Below are 19,335 nucleotides of genomic sequence, written 5' to 3'. Positions count from 1 at the left end.
GGTGGAATGCGCCAGCTTCATCGAGGTCACCAAAGGTAGCTTGATTCGGCGACAAAGAGCGTTGATACTCGGTGGGTCGGCTCTCGATGCGGGGAAGATGGCTTGCGATTGGTCAGTGCTGCCATTGCAAGATGACCACCCGTGTGCATTCGCGATGTAGAAGCTGAGCAATGGCGCCTAACTTGAGGGGGAGAAGGTGAAACGTCCTCTCGCGATTCTCGCGATCTCGTTCTCGCTGGTGACTTCGTCTGCCATCGGCGAGGAGCAAGACGTTGTCTGGAACCAAGACGTTCTGCGGTTGTTTTCAATTGAAGAACGCGACGAAGCACTCAGGCAGATTCTACTAGCTGCGAACTACCCAGACCAACCACGCTACAAAGAAGACGGCGAACACATTACTCGAGTGAAGGAAGTCGTCCTTTGTGCACAGCTTAGTGGCTTACCTTTGGTCACGGTTTTCGCCGGCAACAAGTGGGAACCGGAAGACGTCGCCCCGAGAAGTGGTCACTTCATTGTGATTCGCAGCGATGGAATGGTCTTGCCGTTTTACAAAGGAGCGATTTCACTCCATGGCCATTTTCGCGACTTCAATGGTGATGGCGTGGTGGACTACCTTAGCGCTTGGGGATGGAAGGCCAAAGAGGGGATGTTCACCGGCCTGCACCTGGTGCCGATTGCAGAACCTTTTGAGGCTGCGTTGGTCGTTTATTGGCCCCAGGACCAACTCGATTGGAAGTTGCACCGACCCGATTTGCGCTGCCTTCCCACGATCCAACTTGGGACTACTGACTCAGGCGAGTTTAAGCCTGTGGCAGAGTACAAATGGTCGAAAGAGGATAACCAATGGCAAGGACCGCAAAGATCGCTTGAAGCCGGGTTCGTGCGCTGCGATGGAGACCCGAATGAACTGGCCCTGGGCCTATTGGCCAACCAGGCGGGACGAACGCCAGAGCCAGTGGCAGTGCAAGAGGCACAGGCCCCACCCGTCGGTCTCAGTCAGTCGACGACCGACCAGCAGCTGCCCAATCTAGTGGCATGGCAGATGATCGAAAGAGGTACGTCCTACGACACCGTCTTGGCCCGCTTGGGCGAGCCCTTAAACCACGAGTCAGCGATAAGAGAGCTCGAGCAATTTGGGGGCACAGCAGTGCTCGAATACGGCAGCCCACTGAAACAATCACCGCTCTGGCCCAATCCGCCCTCGTTCAAGGTGTGGATTCGGGGCAGTTCCATGACCGTACTTTCCAAAGAATGGCCCTATGGACCAAATGTCGACGTAAGCGAGCTACCCGCGGTGCCAGAGCTGATCTTGCCGTCTGCCGAGGCTCACTTCCATCACTACCCCCGCTACATCGATGTGCGCTGGTTCCCAGCAGCAGCGGAAGGTAATGTCAGCTACGAAGTGGAGCACGCCATACTCATGGGAATTGGCAAGTGGCGCAGCGACGTGCATAAAACCGCGGAGTGTTACTACGTGGCTATGCACGGAGGAGCAAACAAGGGACGAATTCGCGTGCGCTCTGTAGATGGCGACAAGCGAAGCCAATGGTCCGAGTGGCGCAATTTTGATTTTGACAGGTAGCCGCGAGGGCAGACGCGGTTTGTGGCGCGACGTTGCGAAGCAAAGTTCGTACCAGCCTCTGATTCCATGAATTCTTAGACCAATCGGCGGCAACTTGTGAAAAAAGCCTGCTCCCGCGACGAAGAAGGATAAGAATCAGCTGCCTTGTAGATCACGACTTAGATCAGTACTTGAAGAAGCTCAACGAACAGGCAGCGAACGGGCCCGTGGAGTTTTCTTGGCGACTATCCTCCTGGCGGAGATTGGTGAGGCAATGCCGGAGTCTCTACTCACAACACCGATATATTAAAACCCACGCGGCGGGAGCAAGAACCCGGCCCTAAAACACTCAGAATCTCCAATCGGCGAGGCGTAGCTCGCCGGCTAGGATGTACACATGTGACGAACGCTCTGGACTACTCGACCAACTACGAAAGTCGTTTGCGAGCGGCGAAGATGCCAGCGAACGACAAGGCGACAAGCAGCAGTGTGGAGGGTTCAGGCACGCTGGCTTGCGGGGAGGATTGGCTGGCCGACGGGGCGGTTTGGCCGAAGTTGGACTTCCAGAGTACGTAGTCGCTGGGGCCGATGTCGCCGCCGTCGCCGTTGAAGTTGAGGGCGGTTTCGTCGGCCGCTCCGAGGTGATTGCGCCAAAGCGTGTAGTCGGCTAGGTTCACGACGCCATCGTCGTTGAAGTCGCCTGGTAGTCCGGCGGCAAAGGTGAGTATCAACTCGTTGCTCGTGCTACCCGCCAGGCTGAACTTTGATCCATCCGCTCCTCCGAGCGTGAGGCTCTGACTGATGCTGCCGGCGGTAAGCACGGTGAACGACTGGTTAGGCGACGGAGTGAAACCTGGTTCCAATTCCACCGACAGGATGCCCGATAGGTTAGCGGCGCCACTCACCAGTAGCGAGTCCTGCGCCTGGCCATCCAAGTCGACTTCGAGCACCGCATTTGCGGCCAAGGTAAAGTCGCCCTCCACGGTTAGCTGCTCGCTGGTGATCTCCAACGTCGCGCTCAGCGGGTTTGCTAAGTTGACACCTGGAAGGTAGCTGAGGTCGTCGACGCGGACACCGTTGTCGACGATGGACGACCCTGCCAGGGCGAGCACCTGATTGAGAGGGGTGGTCGAGCCGTTGCGGAACGCGAGGGGAGTGCTGTTGATCTTGTGGGCAACCGTGGCGTCTCCATTTCCCGTATTCAAGTAGATGTCGTAGGTGTCGTTTGCGTGGTCGACCACCATCCAGACGTTGTGCCACGAGTGAAGCGCCAAACCATCCGCGAGCGTTGTAGTAAAGCCGCTGCCATCGCGAGCGTCGAGCGCGAAAGTGCTGGAAGTCTGATCGGCCTTGAGTCGTAGCTGCGTTTCGAAGTCGCCGAAGTTCACCCCGGACGTGGTTGCCATATCGCCCAGCCCAACCGAGTGATCGGGCTCAGCGGTTTTGGAGTTGATGCGGAAGAAGTAGGTGGCCGTCTCTCCCTCTTGGATGGCGTTGCTGGAATCCAACTCGCGGGAAACACCGCGGAAGCCACCCGTCCAGCCGTAGGTGAGCACTTTGTTACCGCGGTCCGACTCGATGTCGGCAAAGCTCGTGCCTTCGTGAGCCGTCCATGGCGGCGAGGCCACGTCGCTCACGTTGCCAGTGGCGTAGCTCTCGAAGTCGTCGACGACCATGTGCGGGAACTGATAAGGTAGTCCCTGGCCACCCACTCGCACCGTTGCGCCACTGGCGGCGGTTAGACTTCCGCGCACGATGCCATGCCCGGCAAGCGTTGCACCGCCGGCCACCGAAGTATCGCCCAAACCGGTCGTGCCATCGACGATCAGTTCACCTTCGCTAACCGTCGTGGTGCCGCTATAGGAACTGTAGCCGTCGAGTGTCCAGGAGCCGGTGCCGGACTTCTGGATACTCAAGGTGGTTCCGCTGTCGTTCGTAATGGCGCCGCCAATGAGGCCATCGCCGGCGCCATCGAGCGTCACCACGCGGTTGCCCATGTTCGATGCGGTGCGCAGCGAAACGCCACCCGCCTGATCGGCGTCGCCCGAAAGCTCCAAGCGGCCTGCATCGGAGCGAATGAGGTAGGTGCTGCCGCCGAACTCAACGTTCAGGGCTCCGGAGATGGTGTTGTTGCCACTGTTGTTGACAATCGCAGGTGTCGCATTGGTGCGGCCGCGGAAGCCAATATTGTTGGATACCAGGGAGTCGTTCTCCAACTCGATGCGACCCGTACTGGCGTTGCCTGCTTCGGCGATGATCACGGTGCCGCCGATACCAAAGGCGTTTTGGCCGCGTGCGCGAGCGATCGCGGGGCCCTGGCCGCCCGAGTCGACGATGGTGTCGCCGCTGTAGCTGTTGTTTCCATCGAAGCTCACCACGCCTGGACCGTTGATCCGCACACTGCCGCCACCGCCCGAAACCGGGCCGGTGAGCAACAGCGGGTGGGCTGAATCGTTATTGATGTCGAGTCCCCCGGCCATCTCGAGTTCGCCGTGCACCTCGTGCTCGGAGGTGGTCGACGCGGCGATGTTGACGGTGGGCTTGATCGACCCATTGTTGCCCCAACCGAGGACCAACCGATCGTTGGGCCAGCCAAAGCGAAATCGGGTGTCGCCATCGATGTTCATCACGCTCACGGTCCGGCGGCCCGACCAGTCGATGCGCTGCTCGGCCACGCCGGTAACGGTGTCGAAGTTGACCGTCGCTCCGCCCAGGTTCGGTGCTCCGTTGGTCCAGTTCGCCGAGTCGTTCCATTCGGCGTACTCGTCGGTGCCCGAGTAGTTCCAACTGCTGGTCGTGGTGCCGGTTTGCTTCCACACTCGAACCCAGTCGACCTTCATCTCATCGCTGTGGCCAACGGGCCACTCGCTGGTGTTTGGCGTACCCGGCCAGCCCGCCACGGCGTAGTTCAGAATCAGGTACATGTGTTGCATCTGCGCGACAGCGGAACTGTTGCCGAATTCGCTGACACGCGCTCCATCGAAGTAGAACCCGACCCAGTCGTCTTCGCGCCATTCCATGCCGAAGTTGTGGTACGTCCCGCCAAGGTCGCCCGCGCTTCCGGGATTCACCTTGCCCGCCCCGGCTGCGTTGCCGCCACCGGTCGAGTAGTGAAAGGCCGTGTGATACTCGTCCTGGCCGTAGCCGCTTCCGGCGGCGGTATCGATGGGGTACTCCATGATGTCCGCCTCGGGGGGCCAGCCATCGTACAGCCCCCAGAAAGCCGGCCAGGATCCCGGCGTGTCGGGCAGGAAGATGCGGGCTTCGATGTACCCGCCGTTGAAGTTGTTCTTCTGGTAGGTCGAGATCATGCCGCCAGCGAACGGCTCGCTTCCGCCTTCGCTAACGCGCGTGGCGGTAAGGGTTAGGGCACCGTCGTCGACGGAGACCAGGTTCTGCCGAATCTGAGTCGGCGCGGCCGTCGACATGCCCCAGTCTGGAGAGCCGTTATTCCACTTGGTGCCGTCGAGCGAAGTTCCAGAGAATTCGTCGCCCCAGTGAAACTGCCAATTGCCACCGGGCAGTTGTCCCAAAGCAACATCGGCAGTTGCCAAACAGAGTGACAACAGCGCAGAAGCCGCCAGTGCAACGCCGCCGGGGGTGTGTTTCATGTTCCGCCTCTGTGACAAACGTAGCTGCCTCGTTTCCATTCTATACTGCTCGCGCCGTCGAACTGCCAGGTATACCGAAAATGGCAGCGCAATAAGGGCCACCAAACAAAACGCCGAGGGTTCGGGTACCTGCAGCCCGGCGAGGTCTTCTAGCAGGCCGGGGTAGGCCGCCCTGAACTGGACGAAGTCCTGATGGTTGATCGCCAGATCGCCGTTGATATCGCCAAGTTGGTGCGTTTGGTATTCCAGCAAACCTGCGGTATCCCGGTGCAGGTTGCGCACCAGTGTGAAGTAGTCGTCGAGGTCCGGCGACCCGCTGCCGTTGAAGTCGCCGAGCACGATGTCGGGCACGATCTTTCGAATGAAACCATCGCCTTTGGACATCAGATAGAGTTCGCCATCGGCGTCTTCGGCGATGCGCAGGTCAACGCGTCCGGACACCAGGTTGTTCATGTCGACATCCTGTCCTCCCTGAACCAACTGCAACTCGTACACATCGGCCGTGGTCTCGGGGATGCCATCGTCGGCGGCCAGCATGTCCGCGTAGTCGCTGTAAAACACGCGCCCATTCACCACGCCCCCGAAGATGAACTTACCCTGCAGTTGTGGAATCAAGCTGCCGCTGTAAACGATGCCACCCGCATGGGCAATGGCCTCCGAGTGATCAAACTGAAGGACGGGGTAGGACAAGCCATCGTCGATGGTGCCATCGGCAATGTCGCCGGGCAGCAGGTAAACATGCTCCGAGTCGCCATCGGCCCCAAAGTCGGGGTCGCCGGGACTATCGTAGAAGCCGTTCACGCCGTTGATGTAGGTGCCCTCGCGACGAGGCCAGCCGTAGTTGGCACCCTGTTCGACGATGTACGTCGGTTCCAATTGAGCCTGGCCGATGACGGATACGAGCAACTTACCGTCGGCCGTCCAATCCATTCGATGCCCGTTGCGAAAGCCGTATGCGTAGATCTCGCCAAAGGTGTTGGGATCGTCGTCCAAGTTGTCGTTGTTGGCGTCTTCGAAATAGGGGTTATCGGTGGGCAACGTGTAATCGCCATGCCCCGCCTGACCACCGGAGACGCTCGGGCTGCGGGGGTCGATGCGTATTAGTGTGCTGGCGAGCGTGTCGAGCCGCTGAAGTTGCTCGGGGCGGCCGGTGACGCCAATCTGGTCGGGACTTGTGCCGTTGACGAATCCCCAATCGCCGCCCGAGATGTACATCATCCCGTAGTCCGCATCTCCGGGGTTGGCGTGCGGGTTGAAGGTAATGTCGCCGAAAGGATGGAAGAGTCGCTCGGCCGTGAACCCGTATCGCGCCATCTCGCGGCGCGTTCCGCTCCAAGTGCTGCTCGCCGGGTCGGAGGCCGTCCATTCCGTGATGACCGAATGGAACTTCACCGAGTTGCCGGTTTCAGCGGCATCGGGCACTACCCAAGTGGGTGCAGGAGACGAGGCGCTCACCCGTTCGGAGTGAATCGTATAGAACTGGCCGTTGGTCTCAAACTCCGGATGAAACTGGTAGGTCGTGAACCCAGAGGCGAGGCCCGTATCGAAATTCATATCGGGATAGAACGAGTTGCCTTCGATATCCAGATCGACATACAGGCTCGGCAAGTTGTTCTCGCCAAGCACGTACAATTGCCCTCGCAGATCGTTGACAAAGTAACGGCCATCCGGCGACTGGCGCAGGAAGTTGATTCGCGTGTCGGTGTTGATTCGGTCGGGCTTTCCACCAAGGGTGTCTTGCGTGTTGGGCAGGCGTGCCCAGTCCTGAATCGTTGCCGACAGTCCCGTCTTCACGATCGGGTCGGGAATCGGGTTGGTGATGGGGCCGACAAGTTGCCCTTGGGCAACCGAAGCGAGTAGTGTCGCCATCAGGCTGAGCCATACAGGCCGCCGGAACGTGAGATGCGATAAGTTCATTTCAACAGATGCTTGATTCATAGTTGTCTAGACAGCACACACCGGCGGAAACTGGCTGCGCCCAACACGCTGGCCAGGACCAACAAGGCGCTTGCCGGTTCGGGCACCGGTACTGGCGCGCCCTCTGCCAGCGAGGCTTGATACCAACTGCGAACCGCAAGAAAGTCCGCGTAGTCGATGAGGCGATCCCCGGTGAGGTCGCCAAGCAGGTAGGCCTCCGCCGACGACAAGTCGCTGACGTCCCGATGCAGGTTCGATACGACCATTTGATAGTCGTCGAAGTCGACTGTTCCGTCCCCATTCAGATCGCCGAGCGTTAGGTTGGGGCCGGTCTCTAGTTCGTCGATCAGGATGTTCCTCCAGCGAACTTCCAATGGCGTCGTGCTTGGGTTCGAATGAACTTGCAGCCCGATGACCCCGGTCGAAAGAAACGCATCGGGGTCGTAATCGAGATAGTCGCTGGCCGGTACGCCGTTGATCCAGGTGCGAATCCGACGCCCGCGGGCAAGGATGCGAAAGTGGTTCCACTCCGCCAAATCAAACGCTTGTTGGGCGGTTGGGTCGTCGTCCAGGTCGTCGAGCCAACCGGCGGAACGATCGGGGGTTCCTCCCTCAAAGTAGAGACCTCCGGTCCATGATCGACTCGAAGGATCAATCTCGACCTGGTAGCCAAACAAACGGCCGCCGTTGTGTTCCGGCAGCGAACTGCTACGCAACTGCACGCCGGAATTGAATGCAGGATCGGAGATGGTGAATTCCAGTTCCAAGTCGAAATCGCTGTAGGCTTGGTTGGTAACGAGAAAGGTGTTCGGTGTGCCCGGCATGGAACGCCCGACGATTTCGCCATTGGCGACCTCAAACGTGGCGTCGCCTCCCGCCACATGCCAACCACTCAGATCGACCTCGTTGAACAGCGGTACGAAGTCGGCTTGAGCAGCGATCGGCGCGTGGGAAGCTAATAAGGTCATCGCGACGAGAGGTACCGCTTGTAGGTGCGATGTACGAAGGGGCATAACGAGGGCGTCGGCGGCAGCGGGGGAGAACGATCCTTGGCCAATTCAAATGTCGTCCGTATTGATTCTGCCGCGATGCTCGCACTCGGCATCCTTCACCATGTTGAAGTGCTCCAGCACTACCTCTTCACTAAGTGCCGAAGGGTAGAGCGCGACTTCATCCATCTGGCCCACATAACGCCGCAGATAGCGCAGGTCGTCCAGCTGGCCAAGCACCACCCGCAACGAATCGGTCAGGTGGGTGTTGTCCTCTGCCGATGCAACTAGCTTTCCATCCAAGTAGAGTTGCAGTTGCTCCGGCGACTTCATCGCGACGAGGTGCTGCCATTGTCGGGTCTTGTACTTTGTCTCCGAGTAGCACGAGGTCCCTGCGCTAACCACGTCGCTGGGTACACTTCGATGGACGTATCGCAGTTTGCCAGGCACCACAAAGGAGTACTCCATGGCATTGGGGCCACCAAGTTCGAGCAGAATGCCGTGCTTCTTGAAGTCCTTGTTGGGCTCCGGCAAGATGACGCTCGCCAGGGCGCAGTGGTGGCAGTGGCTTGGCTTCACCCACATTTCCAACGTGTAGGAGTCGCTCGCCTCGATGGCAACCGGCTCCTCCGTAGCAATGTAGGCGGCCAACTCTTCTTCGGAAACACCTCCACCGAAATCGATGTAGCCGTTGCTTCCATCGGTGCGAGCGATGAGTTTGCCGTGCACGATGCCGCGGTAACGCTCACCCGCCTCGTTGTTGATTTCCGGTGAATCTGCTTGTTCGAATCGCCAGTAGAGCAATGGATCGTGCGACAACACCGCATCCGGGTACTCAGCAGGAATGACCAGGTGGTTCGACTTCATCGAAGTGCGAGCCGTGAAACTGAGGGGATTGCTCTTGGCCCGAGTGTGCACCATTCTGCCCGATGAGTCGGGCGCCAGGATGAGAGACTCGCCCGCTTGGAGTTCGGAACTCAACGAATCGACCTGTTCCACACCCCAGGGTACGACGACACTCGCTTGGCCGTCGAACACATGCACTTCCACACGGCGTCCGTCCACGGCAACACCAAAATTGCTGTGATCTCCTGTGGCTCGCACCAGGCAACAAGGAGTGTCGATGGTGAAGGGATCGCCCAGGGACTGCACGTCCGCACAAACCCGCCCGTGACTAACGCTGCATCCAACATCGGCCGTGAGCACTACTGCCGCCGGCCCTTCGATATCCAAAGTCGATCGCCCGCTGGTGTTTTCAATACTAAGTTGCGCCAAGCCTTCGAGGAGGTTGATCGACTCGCCCTTGCGAATGACGCTATTGGTGAGCAGCGAGTTGCCTTTGGCCGGATTCCAACGACAGGCCGACATCTCCACGACTCGTGCGGAGTAGTCGAGTTCGGCCTCGGACTCGCCAGCCATGTTTGAAGATGGGTCCGAGTCTGCAACGACCGATTTTGACGAATAGCTGTACGTGCTAATCGCGCCAACCAGTGCTCCGGTGGCCAACAACGCGACAGATGCCGCCAACAACCAGGGCCAGGGTACAGGTGCTTTGTACGAGTCGCGCGACAAGACCCGATTGAGCTCGTCGTGGCTGCCGACGACCTGCATTGACCGAACAAGGCCGCTGGCGTCCTGCTGAGTCAGGTCGTCCGTCGACGACCATGCTAGCCAGGCGTCCTGTCCCACCAGGTCGACAACCGATTCGATTAACTCGGGTCGCGACTTGAGCAACTGGTCGAGTTTCGACACTTGCTCAGCAGTGGCTTCATTGCTCAATACCTCGAGCACCAAAGCCGTGTGCTCATTGGTCAATTGACTTTTACGCTCCATCACCGGTTCTCCGCAGCAAACGACCGATCGACACAACGACGCAACAAACCATGCACCTTGGCCAACGACCGGTAAATGGCATGAACCGAACAGCCGGCGCGCTGGGCGAGCTGTTTCGGTGTGTATTCGTGATAGTAACGCTCTTCGATGAGATGCCGCTCATCGCCCGGTAGTTTATTGAGGCACTCCTCAAGCACGGCTTCGCGGGAGTTGAGCTCGCTGTTGCGACGCATTAGATCGGCGTGCAACATCTCGAGCACTTCCTCACTCAGCATTGTAGCCCGCCGCTTCGCCCGCCTGAGGTTCAATACCTCCAAGTAGGCAATCCGGCACGCCCAGGAGTAGAATGTGCCTCTGGATGGATCAAATTCATCAAACTTCTTCAGCAACACGATGCTCGTCGCCTGGAAAACATCATCCGTATCGGCCCGATTGGTCGTGAGGGTCAGGATGAAACGGTATATCTGCCGGGAGTGTTCCGTGAATATCTCAACAAAGTCTTCTTGGATCGAGTGCTTTGCCTCATCGTAGTCCGGTACGTCAGCCATAAATGGGGTAATCCACAAGCGTGCCGAATGGAAAAGTCGCGAGCCGCATGGCGTGAGACTATGGTTCATCGTTCCGGGTGAGGCGATTTTTGCGCAGAAAACCTCAAACGTCCACATACCAGGCGTCGTCTGCCAGCTCCCGCGCATTTTTGATGTTCTTCTGCGCCCGTAAGTCTCGCTCACGAAAGCACTTAGGGATCGGGCGGTCCTGCTTTCCGAATTGCTGCGGTTTTATTCGCAAAAAACCGCACCTCTTCGATGATTTAACTGTGGCGGCAGAGTGAACTCGTCAGGCCGAAACTACTAGGCCAATCTGCTCCCATCAAACCTAGAGCCAGGTGGATACCGGGTTTGCAGGCGCATCTCGTTTCATTTCGTATCACGATCCTGCTACCTCATTGCTTTGGGGTGGTGCTGGGGTTCTGCGCCTCGTCGGCGATGGCTGAATTGACTCTCTTCGACGACTTCAATGCATACAGCATCGGAAACGGCAGTGCTGGTCAGCAACTCGCGGACGTGACGGGCGGCGTTTGGCAGCAGTCGCCCGAGTTCACCGCTAATGCCGATATTCTCGACCAAGGTGGAGGAGACCATTTCTTTGCCTATGGGAATACCTCTTTTCGTGGTGGTTTTCGCACGGATGGCTTCTCGATCACGGACCAGACGCAGGGAAATCTCTTGTATTTCCAGCTGAGGGCCGCCGCCAGCTCGAGCGTCAATGCGTCGTTTGGCGTGGCGGCTTCTGCGGATCCAACTTGGTTTGACGACTACCGCGCGCAGGTGCTTCTCGAAGGTAACAGCATCGACGGTTACCAGCTTCTAGCGAGAGACGATGCAGGATTCTCCGTGGTCCAATCGGGACTGGATTCCGACGTCTGGTACGACGTGACGCTCGACATCGATACTTCGACGGACACCTACGACGTTTACTTCGACACCGACAGCTCCCCCGCCACGCTCGGCACCTTGGTGGCAAATGGTTTCGGTTTTCGCAGCCAAGGTGGTGGAAGCGTTGCCGAGAATCTCCAGGCGATCTTCGGCCTGGCTGGTGGAGATAACGAGAGTGGACAGGTCGACAACATCTATTTCATGCAGGGATCGGGTATCGCCGAACCTGAACCACTGGTGCTCGAAGTAAACACCAATGGCGTGGCCCGAATCCTGAATTCGTCCGCTTCGGATGCAAAGGACATCAACTACTACGAGGTTCGCAGCGAGTCGGGATCGTTGCTTACCTCCTGGAGCGGGATTGATGGCGACGCTCCACCCAGCGAGTTCACTTGGGAACAGGGCGAAGTGGGCGTGGGCAGCACGCTGCTTGTCGAAGCCAATCTCTTCGGCATGACCTCACTCGGCCCGCAGACCGGTGTGTCCATTGGCACTGCCTATTCAGGCGGGGCGTTCTTGGCCAACCAAGACCTGAGTTTCTACTACGGACTCGCCGATGGCACGACGCTACTGGAAGGCGACGTCGTCTACGTTGCTCCTTCGTCTGGAGACTTCAACAACGACGGTGCGGTGAATCTGGCTGACTACGTCGTATGGCGCAATAACTTGGGAGCTGCGGAAGATGGCGTCGTGCTTCAGGGCAACGGAGATGGAGGGCTCGTCGATTCCTCGGACTATCAGCTTTGGAAAACTCACTATGGGAGTGCAGCCACATTGGTCGCATCCACGCCAGTGCCCGAGCCGGCTACCAAGTCACTCGTCTTCTTGGCTTTGGCATTCATTCGTGTATGGCGATGACCCGTCTTTCGATACTCACGACTTGCCGATTTGGTTTCCACAATTCAACCGACCACATCTCACTTGCATGCTCACATTAGATACACTGCCCGCCTTCGTTCAGGAGATACAACAATGAAGACATGGAAACTTCTGCTTGCTTCAGCTTTCGCCAGTCTGGGGCTACTTTCGCAGCCTACGCAGGCCGCGTGGTCGCTTCTGGAGGACTTCAACGGATTTGCAGATGGCACCGACGGCGGATTCACTGAAACCTTCAACGGCCCGGCCACCTCAATAGCGTCCACCGGTGCGCCTCATGACAAAGTTTTGAATTTCACGGGCAATAACTCGGGTGGCCAACTGGGGCAAAGCGGAATCTCGTCGCCCGCATTTGCCGCCGAAGGAACTACCGGCACCGTTTTCTTTCAAACCGATATTGCCAATGCCGGGGGTGACTCCCTGTTTGCTTTCGGGCCTTCAGGCGTGACGCAATACGGCGAACTGAACGTGCTATTTCGTTTGCCAGGCGATGGAGTTCTGGAGGTGCGCAACGGCGGTAGCTACGTCGATACCGACCAGGCTATCAGTCTGAACACGCAGTACAACTTCTGGGTGGTATTTGACAACGCGGCCAACACATTCGACCTGTGGTATTCCAGTGGCTTTGACGCCGATGCAAGCACACAGGTTACCACGGGCGCAGGAGCTACTTCGAGTTTTGGCTTTCGCAGTACTACCGCCGGCGACATCTCGGTCTTCTATCCCGGCCTGAATGGGACCAGCGACTACTGGCTCGACAACATCTGGTACGACACGGCAGGCCAGAATCTAACCAACCCGGCAGTCGCTGCCACGCCTCCCGTTGAGTTATGGAATGTCGACGCCGATGGAGTGTTTTCTGTTGGTTCCAACTGGCTAAGTGGCAACGCTCCTTCCGCCAACGACGACGCACTATTCGGCAACATCATCACGCAGAACCGAACCGTGACCCTGGATGACAACATTTCGCTCAACCGAATTACGTTCGGCAATACCGGAGATGGCGACTACTTCCTGGTTCCAGAGAGTACCGAAGTACTGACATTCACCGGCGAGGCGGCGGTCACCTCGACCGGACGTCACTGGCTAAGCCTCGAAGTTGCTGGGACATCCGGTCTGACGAAGCAAGGCACGGGCGAACTTGTCCTCGATCACGCTAACTCCTTCTCGGGTGGCCTGACTATTGCTGATGGGAGACTCTCCGTCACGCACCCCAACGCGATTCCAAGTGGACAGAACATTGCACTTACGGCCGCCGGATCGAATCTCCAGTTCGGAGGCGACAACGGCTTCTTCGTCGAAAACGGATCAACCGGTGGCGGCTACGTCGGCGGCACCATCAATGGTGTCATCTCTGGCGAAGGTTCGACGATTGTCACCCTGGGCGCCGAGGTCACTTGGACCGGCGCTAACACCTACTCGGGTGCGACGACTGTGGAGGGAACCGATACGGTGCTCACCCTGAGCGGTAGTGGCACACTAGGAGCCTCCGACGGCACGTCTGCCTCACAAACTCGCATCGGCGGAACCGCCCAGGTGGTGCTGGACGGTATGGCCGTTGGCAGCGAGGTGCTGTACCTGGACGAGCGTGCCGACGAGGGAACACCAGCTCACCTCTCGAGTTCTGGATCGAGTTCGTGGGCCGGCAATGTCAAAGCCGACATACCAGGCGAAGGAAGTCGTTACAAGATCGAAGCCACGTCGGGCACGCTCGAACTCAGCGGCATTATATCGGCTTGGGACGAGGCAGCGCCGAACGATCGCTACTATGTGTTCGACGCGCAAGGCGGGAGTGCCATTAACGTGTCGGGCAGCATCACCGACCTGGCTACCGATGCGGATGGTGAATTCATTGATGAAGACATGAACAACGTGCCCGATGGCACCGACGCAGGCGCCAACGTCCATGTCATCAAACGCGGCTCGGGCACGATGACCATCAGCACCGGCGGGTTGGGGACAGCCGCGGACAATGTCCACTTTCACCGAGCTACCACGGTTGTCGAAGAAGGGACGCTGGCAGTGGTCGATTCGCAGACCGCGAATGCTGGTGAGCTGCTCTCATCCACTATTGAGGTACGCAGCGGTGCCACGTTCGACACCAGTGCATTCGATACCTACAGCTTGCAGATTGTGGAAGATCCTGACGGAACGCCCTTCAACGGCGACGAGATTGGCCAACGCCTGAGCGGCTCCGGTACTGTCGCCACAGGGACGGGTACCATCCGCGCATTCGAGGATTCGGTCATTGCACCCGGCGATAGCGTCGGAACGCTTACCATCGATGGTAACATGAGCCTTACGCCCTCGGGCCCCAACGCCAATGGCGGGTTGCACTTCGAGTTGGCGCAGTCCAGCACCACTGGCAGCGGCGTCAATGACTTGCTCGACGTCAACGGAACTTTGACACTCAGTGCTTCCGGCGGCGGTGAGCACACGATTAATGTCACTCCAACCCAAGGTGCCTTTGGACCTGGGACCTATACGGTTATCACAGCGGACACCCGCGCAGGTACTTCGACCATTGGCAATTTCGCCGTGAACGTTGTGAGTAACAACGGCACCGTGCTCAACACGCGACAATCCCCTACGGTTGCGTTTAGCGGAGACAACGTAACCCTCACCTTTGGCGCCGCTGAAGCACGCACTTGGAATGGTTCTGCTGGCAACAACACCTGGGATGTGGGCACGTCGACCAACTGGACCGGTGGAGACAACCGATTCAGGGACTTGGATAGTGTCACGTTTGGTAGTGGTGGAACCCAGAAAAACGTTGTCGTGAATGCCGCGGTAACTCCAAGCAGCACCACCTTCAACTCGGCGAGCACCTACACATTCACCGGCGAAGGTGGCATCGAAGGTTCTGGAGCGGTCAATGTGAACGCCGGTACCGTGAAGTTCCAGAACTCCGGCAACAACTACACAGGCGAGACAACCATCGCCAGCGGTGCAGTGCTGGAAACGGATACTGCCTCCACCGGCTCGATGGTGGTGAATGGTTCCCTCGTGGTGGGATCCTCCGGACTTTCGCCGTTGCCGGAATTCACTTACATCGATGCGGTTCACGGCGCGAACACCGCGTTGTCTGGTGGCGGAGCTCTGGTGCCAGCCGCCGACATTTGGGAAGTTCGGACCGGTATCGGCGGCAATTCGGATTCGATATATGAGGCTGACGCTAACGACCCAGCCACTGCTCCGGAGATTCAAACAACCATCTCCGGTCTGTCGCCCAATACGACCTATACCGTCTACGCCAACTTCTGGGACGCCACTGGGTCGAGCTGGCAAGTTCAAGCGGGCGACACTCCTGGCAATCTTACGCTTTACGCGAATCCCGGCGACAATGTCGCCGACGCAACCGCTGGTGTACTTACCTCGACCCTTATCCACACGTCGGAACTCAGCACCGCTGCTGGCAATCGTACGCTCTATAGTGCACCACTGGGTGAATATATGACCGATGGCAGCGGAAACCTCGTGGTTTACATCGATGACAAAGGGACTGACGAAGGTGACAACCGTACGTTCTACGACGGCTTGAGCTACAACAGTGGCGTCACCAATGTGTTCGGCGGTGGCGAAACGCTCTCCGTGAACGGCGACTTGAGTCTCAACTCCGACGGTAGCTTGGATTTAGACATTGGTGCGGTTGGCTTAGATTCCATCTCCGTAACCGGCACGGCCCTGTTGGAAGGCACGATCAACGTCAACCTTGTTGGAGATGCACCGGAAGATGGCATGCAGTACACGCTGCTCACCGCCGACGGCGGCATCAGCACTCCGCTGGGCAGCCTCGACTTCGGCAGCGGCCTGCCCGACAACTTCTCCGCCTCGTACAACGAAGCGTTGACCGAGTTGATTTTGACTTTCAGTGCCGGACTGGACGGCGACTTCAACGGCGACGGCATCGTCAACCTCGCGGACTACACCGTGTGGCGTAACAACCTGGGGAACCCCGACGAGTCGGTGCTAACGAACAACGGCGACGACCTCAACGGCGTCGACACCGGCGACTACGACCTGTGGAAGAACAACTTCGGCGCCACCGCGGGCGCTCTCAACACGTTGCAAGGCAACCAGGCAGCCGTGCCCGAACCGGGCGCTGCGTGCCTTCTGGTTGGCTTGCTGGGACTGGGAGCGATCCAGTTGCGGCGACCAATAAAGTAACTAACCGGATTGACTATCCATTGGAAACAGAAGTTATGGGCAGCCCGGTTCCTGGCGGCGAAACACGGTTTCGCTGTCAGGAGCCGGCGATTTTGCTGGTTCGACAATCCAGTTGAACTCCTACAAGGAAGAACACGAAATGTGTAGAACCAAACGTTTCGCCTTTACTCTCGTTGAGCTATTGGTGGTGATTGCGATCATCGGCATCTTAGTGGCCCTGCTGCTTCCGGCAGTGCAGGCCGCACGCGAAGCAGCCCGCCGTCTCCAATGCAGCAATCAGTTGAGGCAAATCGGCATTGCCTGCCACAACTACCACGACACCATGGGCATGTTCCCAACGGTCCGCCACGCTGCAACCGACATGAGCTATCTGGCACAGATTCTTCCCTTCATGGAGCAGGTTCAGTTGCGTGACCTCATCAACGAGGAGGCGCACTGGTCGGACGTGTCGAATGATGCAGCAGAGGCGACTATCGTTCCGGCATTCCAGTGCCCCTCGACCGGCAACCAGTTGCCCGCATACATCGGCGGTGTTGGGGACATTACAAGCAGCCTGGATATGTCGCCGCTAAGGGCTCATTACGTTGGGATTATGGGTGCCAAGTTCGGCTGCGTGGATTCCTGGCCGAAAGGGATGCCCCAGAACATTGGTTGGCCGGATTCTGGTTATACGATGGGCACTGTCAACGGGAATACGGATTGCACTGCCGGTGGCACGGCCGACAACGGCACCATCGTGATGGTGCTCAACGCGAGTGGCAATAAAACCCGCTGCCGTGGCGTCTCTGTCAAACGCATAACCGATGGCACTTCCAACACGATGATGGTCGGCGAGCAATCGTGGGACGTGGGCCCCACGCGGTCGTGGATCGTCGGAAGTTCCGGTGGATTTACCTACAACGCTGAGAACGTCATGTGGCCGATGCATGTGGCATTTCGTGAGTCGTTCGGCCAGCCAAACGCCTCAAGCGGTTACTTCAACAACGATGGCAGCATCGGCAGCAAACACCCGTCGGGAGCGCACATGTTGCTGGCAGATGCTTCGGTGCACTTTAAGTCGGACGACATGGAAGTGCACGTCATCCGGGCCTACGCCACTCGCGCAAACGACGATACCCAGAATCCACTACCTGCCACCCCGAGCGGTGGCGGCACCGACCCTCGTTAGCCCGTTCATCCACGTGAATTGGAGAAGTTAGATGTCATTGAAGTGTCAGCGTGGGTTGCTGAAACTCTCAGTAGCGCTCATGGCCCTTCCACTCCTTGGCTGCGGTGCGGACACCGAGACGTTGTCAAACGTCGAGGGGCAAGTGCTTCTGGATGGCAAGCCACTGACAACAGGCACCGTCGTCACCCAACCTGCCACAGGACCGGCGGCTCGTGGCGAGATTGGCAGCGACGGACGCTTCGTGCTCGTGACGCGTGATGCGGGCGATGGAGCGGTACCAGGTTTGCATCGTGTTGGCGTGGTGGCTTTCGAATCGAGCGATCCCCAGAACCCCGAATCCCCTAGTAAGGCGTTGGTGCCGCAGAAGTACAACAATCCACTCAACTCCGGCCTGACGATCAATGTCAAAGCCGGAGAGACGAACGATGTGACGTTGCCGCTTTCGTCCCGTCCCTAGCGACGCCAGGTAAGCCGCACAGGTCACGCGATAACGCGCCCCCCCGATTGGGGTGGCGCAGGCATTTATGCGCGATTATTTGAGATTCCTCGCAAGAAGGGCAATTCATCCAACGATGCTCCATAGCCAACCTATGCGGCCACCTAGCACTGGGAATACACGCCAAGCGGCGCGAGCCGGGTGGTTGGCTGAGTCGATGGCGGACACTTATCAATTTGGGAGATTCTGCGGGTCGTGTAGGCAAGCAGATTCCTAGAACTCGACTGGCCACTGGGGCCACAAACCGGGAGGTAGCAACTAATGAAGACTTGTACGTTGAGATTTCTCTTCCCCGCGCTTGCAGTCGCCTTGTTGGCGGCTGGGCAATCGTTGGCGGCATTTGTGCTTGTCGACGACTTCGAGAGCTATTCAACTGGCAATGCCAATGGCGGTGGCAGCACTGCATTTACGGGCAACGGCGGCCCTTGGCAGCCACGCGATAGTGGAGGTGATATTGGCGGTAGTGGTCTCATTCGAGTCGAGAACGACAGCAGCACCAATCATCTCGCCTTTGGTTGGAACGCCGGAACGCGTTCGGCCTACCTGCCATCCACCACTCCCATCGCCGATGGAGACAGTGCAACTTACTACTTCCAGGTTCGCACCACCGACGACACCCCCGACATGTCCTACGGACTGTCCGACGAGCCAACGGCTACCGGCGCTGGCTTTGGCGACTTCGAAGCACAGGTGGCTCTCGTCGACGATGGCGACAATGGAAATGGCGAATTCAAACTGATCGCAAGAGACGGAGCCGATGGCTTTGTCGATCTGGCCACTGGCTTGGTTGCGGATACCTGGTATGACATCTGGTTGGTCGTCAACAATGCAACCGACACTTACACGGTCTACATGGATGCCAACGGCGGCGATCCGGACGCGTTGGGTTCGCTGGTGGGGCAGGGTCTAGGTTTCCGAAACGGCCCAGCGAGCAACGACTTGGTCACTTTTATGGTCTTGGAGCCAAACGGCAACCCGACCGACGCCACCGCGCACCTCGACAACATCTACTACAGTCGAACTACCGTGCCCGAGCCCTCGACGATCGCTCTAGCAGTGGGAGCGGTGGCTTTGCTGGCCTACCGCCGGGTTCGCTAGGCCGGTCGGAGTTGTAGCAACAACACAACCCCGCCAGCAGCATTCCGCAAGGCATGCACCTGGCGGGGTTTTTTGTTGCTCGTCGATCAAGCAAGACGCAACTGATTCACAACACTCGAGTATTCGATGAGAGAGACGCTGCAACGAGACAAACGCCACTGCAAAAAGGCTTTTCCAACCATA

At 58.3% G+C, this 19,335-nt stretch carries 10 protein-coding genes; 6 read left to right on the top strand and 4 right to left on the bottom strand.

What is annotated here, in order from left to right; translation table 11 throughout:
• Positions 1-196: 196 nt before the first annotated feature.
• Positions 197-1,582 (top strand): hypothetical protein, encoded by a 1,386-nt coding sequence (locus ACQK2L_RS23390; RefSeq protein ID WP_425399467.1) that lies wholly within the window; start codon positions 197-199, stop codon positions 1,580-1,582.
• A 407-nt stretch (positions 1,583-1,989) separates the two neighbouring features.
• Here ACQK2L_RS23390 and ACQK2L_RS23385 read toward each other — a convergent pair whose 3' ends face one another.
• The 4 genes from ACQK2L_RS23385 to ACQK2L_RS23370 all read right to left on the bottom strand — a co-directional run bounded on the left by ACQK2L_RS23385 (position 1,990) and on the right by ACQK2L_RS23370 (position 10,459).
• A complete protein-coding gene (locus ACQK2L_RS23385) occupies positions 1,990-7,089 on the bottom strand; it encodes a PQQ-dependent sugar dehydrogenase (RefSeq protein WP_425399466.1) in 5,100 nt (1,699 codons plus the stop codon).
• 17 nt (positions 7,090-7,106) lie between these two features.
• The gene (locus tag ACQK2L_RS23380; RefSeq protein ID WP_425399465.1) at positions 7,107-8,057 is read right to left on the bottom strand and encodes a family 16 glycoside hydrolase; all 951 of its coding nucleotides are present in this window, start codon (positions 8,055-8,057) and stop codon (positions 7,107-7,109) included.
• Positions 8,058-8,147: 90 nt separating this feature from the next.
• Entirely contained in the window at positions 8,148-9,911 is a 1,764-nt protein-coding gene (locus tag ACQK2L_RS23375; protein ID WP_425399464.1) for a LamG domain-containing protein, read from the bottom strand.
• Positions 9,911-10,459 carry a sigma-70 family RNA polymerase sigma factor gene (locus ACQK2L_RS23370; RefSeq protein WP_425399463.1) on the bottom strand — a complete coding sequence of 183 codons (549 nt, stop codon included), beginning with the start codon at positions 10,457-10,459 and terminating at the stop codon, positions 9,911-9,913. The genes ACQK2L_RS23375 and ACQK2L_RS23370 overlap by 1 nt, the downstream gene beginning before the upstream one ends.
• A 438-nt stretch (positions 10,460-10,897) precedes the next feature.
• On the opposite strand from ACQK2L_RS23370, the gene ACQK2L_RS23365 reads away from it, so the two are divergent.
• From ACQK2L_RS23365 to ACQK2L_RS23345, 5 genes are all read left to right on the top strand, one after another.
• Complete coding sequence (locus ACQK2L_RS23365; RefSeq protein ID WP_425399462.1) at positions 10,898-12,205, top strand: hypothetical protein; 1,308 nt, start codon at positions 10,898-10,900, stop codon at positions 12,203-12,205.
• Positions 12,206-12,319: 114 nt separating this feature from the next.
• Positions 12,320-16,390 (top strand): beta strand repeat-containing protein, encoded by a 4,071-nt coding sequence (locus ACQK2L_RS23360; protein ID WP_425399461.1) that lies wholly within the window; start codon positions 12,320-12,322, stop codon positions 16,388-16,390.
• Positions 16,391-16,529: 139 nt separating this feature from the next.
• Positions 16,530-17,558, top strand: a complete 1,029-nt coding sequence (locus ACQK2L_RS23355) for a DUF1559 domain-containing protein (RefSeq protein ID WP_425399460.1) — start codon at positions 16,530-16,532, stop codon at positions 17,556-17,558.
• Between the two features lie 79 nt (positions 17,559-17,637).
• On the top strand, positions 17,638-18,015 hold the full coding sequence (locus tag ACQK2L_RS23350; protein ID WP_425399459.1) for a hypothetical protein: 378 nt from the start codon (positions 17,638-17,640) through the stop codon (positions 18,013-18,015).
• A gap of 300 nt (positions 18,016-18,315) precedes the next feature.
• Positions 18,316-19,152 (top strand): hypothetical protein, encoded by an 837-nt coding sequence (locus tag ACQK2L_RS23345; protein WP_425399458.1) that lies wholly within the window; start codon positions 18,316-18,318, stop codon positions 19,150-19,152.
• Positions 19,153-19,335: the final 183 nt, after the last annotated feature.

The sequence above is a fragment of the Aeoliella sp. genome, assembly GCF_965227375.1.
GTDB lineage: Bacteria > Planctomycetota > Planctomycetia > Pirellulales > Lacipirellulaceae > Aeoliella.
Note: the sequence above shows the minus strand (reverse complement) of the source record. Positions and strands in the feature narration are given on the sequence as shown.